The sequence below is a fragment of the Pseudomonas karstica genome, assembly GCF_009707515.1.
GTDB classification, from domain to species: Bacteria; Pseudomonadota; Gammaproteobacteria; order Pseudomonadales; family Pseudomonadaceae; genus Aquipseudomonas; species Aquipseudomonas karstica.
On record NZ_WLYI01000082.1, the window covers coordinates 1 to 1,173 of the forward strand.

The 1,173-nt window shown below is 60.1% G+C and carries 1 protein-coding gene; it reads left to right on the forward strand.

All coding sequences use genetic code 11. From position 1 onward, the window contains the following. Window positions 1-37: 37 nt before the first annotated feature. Window positions 38-1,173 (forward strand): ribonucleotide-diphosphate reductase subunit beta (locus GIR22_RS25795; RefSeq protein WP_178122471.1); only part of this gene is annotated, 1,136 nt, incomplete at its 3' end.

Sequence of the window (1,173 nt, forward strand, 5' to 3'; positions counted from 1 at the left end):
CAAAGGCGCCAACGCCGGCCACGCCACCGAAGCCAACATGGACCGCCTCGACGGTGCCGGTGCTGCCGCCGCCATCGAGGCCCGCGCCGTCACCGCCAGTGACTCCGCCGCCATCGTGCGCGCCAAGGCCGCCCTGGACAAACTCGACGTCGCCGAAGGCCTCGCCGAACTCGAAGGCTCCGCTGCCCGTGTCGCCGTCGACGAAAAGCGCATGATCAACTGCCGCGCCGACCTCAACCAACTCGTGCCCTTCAAGTACGACTGGGCCTGGCAGAAATACCTCGACGGCTGCGCCAACCACTGGATGCCGCAAGAGGTCAACATGACCGCCGACATCGCCCTGTGGAAAACCCCCGAAGGCCTGACCGACGACGAACGTCGCATCGTCATGCGCAACCTGGGCTTCTTCTCCACCGCCGACTCGCTGGTGGCCAACAACCTGGTGCTGGCCGTGTACCGCCTGATCACCAACCCGGAGTGCCGCCAGTACATCCTGCGCCAGGCCTTCGAAGAGGCGATCCACACCCACGCCTACCAGTACTGCATCGAATCGTTGGCCATGGATGAAGGCGAGATCTTCAACATGTACCACGAGATCCCATCGGTTGCGAAAAAAGCCGCCTGGGGCCTGAAATACACCCGCTCCATCTCCGATCCGAAGTTCGAAACCGGCACCGTCGACACCGACAAAGAGCTGCTGCGCAACCTGGTCGCGTACTACTGCGTGCTGGAAGGCATCTTCTTCTACTGCGGCTTCACCCAGATCTTGTCCATGGGCCGGCGCAACAAAATGACCGGCGTGGCCGAGCAGTTCCAGTACATCCTGCGCGATGAATCGATGCACCTGAACTTCGGTATCGACGTGATCAACCAGATCAAAATCGAAAACCCGCATTTGTGGGATGCCGAAATGAAGGAAGAAGCGACCCAGATGATCCTGCAAGGGACGCAGCTGGAGATCGAATACGCTCGCGACACCATGCCGCGCGGCGTACTCGGCATGAATGCCGCGATGATGGAGGACTACCTCAAGTTCATCGCCAACCGTCGCCTGTCGCAGATTGGCTTGAAGGAAGAGTACCCAGGCACCACCAACCCGTTCCCGTGGATGAGCGAGATCATGGACTTGAAGAAAGAGAAGAATTTCTTTGAGACCCGGGTGATTGAGTATCA